Raw genomic sequence first — 1,162 nt, 5'->3', positions numbered from 1 at the left:
TCGAGGCCGAAGCCAACTACTATGCGCAGCGTGCCGCGCTCGATATGGTCGCATAAAGTGAAGCAAACGGTCTCCGGCAAACCCGGCGCGGTTCATGCCGGCGGATGGATCCGGCTTTTTCACGTGCCTTGCGAACGGACGGCTTCTCAAAATGCTGCTTCAGTTTCATCGCGCGAAACACACCTTCACCTTGCAATTTCTTTTTAAGGACTCGCAGCGCCTGATCGACGTTATTATCGCGGACACTGACCAGCATGTGGAGCTTCACCATTTTGAAAAGTAACCGCTCCGTTGTGGCCGCCTGCCTGATTTCCTGATGATTTGCTAAGAGACGTGCTTAGCGACGTGTCTCAGGTGGGGTTGGTGATGCGTGGTGAGATACTTGGGTTTGAGCGTCGGCGGCGCTGGAGCGATGAGGAGAAGCTCAGGATCGTCCTGTCGGTGGGCACTGATGCGGCGACGGTCACGCAGGTGGCGCAGCGCCACGAGATCACGCGACAGCAGATCTATTCCTGGCGCCATGAGATGAAGCAGAAGGGGCTGTGGTCACCGGATGGTGGTGCGCTCTTCCTTCCTTTCGATATTCCTGAACACGGCGTTCCCGCCATCGCTGACACGCCCAACATTGCGGCCCCGATGGCAGTCGAACTTCGTCTGAGCAACGGCCGCAGCCTGCACTTCGACAGCCGCATGGCTGCCGGGGCGCTGACGCAGCTGATCCGTGCTGTGGAAGCGGCATGATTGGTCCGGGCACTGGTGTTCGCGTCTACGTGGCTTGCGGTGTCACGGACATGCGCAAGGGCATTGCCGGTCTGGCTGCGCTCACCCAGGACGTCCTGCGCCAGAAGCCTGCGGGCGGCGCAGTCTTCGCCTTCCGCGGCCGCAAGGGTGACCGGCTCAAACTTCTGTATTGGGACGGTCAGGGTTTTTGCCTCTACTATAAAGTCCTGGAACGCGGCCGCTTTCCCTGGCCTGCGATGACCGAGGGTGCCGTCCGGTTGACGTCCGCGCAACTCTGTGAGTGCTGGACGTAATCTCCCCAAAACGGCTGGATGAAATTTCCCCAGTTTGGCGCTGATGCCGATGATCAGGGGGGCATGCCCCCCTGATCATCGGTCGCGCATAATTCCCCTGTTGAGGCCAATGGAAAGGCTCGCAGGTG

3 protein-coding genes are annotated in these 1,162 nt (G+C 59.7%); 2 read left to right on the top strand and 1 reads right to left on the bottom strand.

The window, feature by feature from the left end; genetic code table 11:
• Nucleotides 1–19 precede the first annotated feature (19 nt).
• Nucleotides 20–256, bottom strand: coding sequence for a 30S ribosomal protein S21 (gene rpsU, locus BUA54_RS20480; RefSeq protein WP_072859075.1), 237 nt, complete (start codon nucleotides 254–256; stop codon nucleotides 20–22).
• A 110-nt stretch (nucleotides 257–366) separates the two neighbouring features.
• Here rpsU and tnpA point away from each other — a divergent pair, with 110 nt between their 5' ends.
• Nucleotides 367–741: an IS66-like element accessory protein TnpA gene (gene tnpA, locus BUA54_RS20475; RefSeq protein WP_143155577.1), complete on the top strand. Its 375-nt coding sequence runs from the start codon at nucleotides 367–369 to the stop codon at nucleotides 739–741.
• A complete protein-coding gene (gene tnpB / locus BUA54_RS20470; protein ID WP_143155576.1) occupies nucleotides 738–1,034 on the top strand; it encodes an IS66 family insertion sequence element accessory protein TnpB in 297 nt (98 codons plus the stop codon). The genes tnpA and tnpB overlap by 4 nt, the downstream gene beginning before the upstream one ends.
• Nucleotides 1,035–1,162 lie beyond the last annotated feature (128 nt).

It is taken from the genome of Loktanella atrilutea, assembly GCF_900128995.1.
Taxonomy (GTDB): Bacteria; Pseudomonadota; Alphaproteobacteria; order Rhodobacterales; family Rhodobacteraceae; genus Loktanella; species Loktanella atrilutea.
The sequence above is the reverse complement of the archived record's forward strand: the minus strand, read 5'-3'. Positions and strand labels throughout refer to the sequence as shown.

Bases quoted from the DNA above. Each gene is read 5' to 3' on its own strand.
- rpsU (WP_072859075.1), bottom strand. From the start codon at position 256: ATGCTGGTCAGTGTCCGCGATAATAACGTCGATCAGGCGCTGCGAGTC.
- tnpA (WP_143155577.1), top strand. From the start codon at position 367: ATGCGTGGTGAGATACTTGGGTTTGAGCGTCGGCGGCGCTGGAGCGAT.
- tnpB (WP_143155576.1), top strand. From the start codon at position 738: ATGATTGGTCCGGGCACTGGTGTTCGCGTCTACGTGGCTTGCGGTGTC.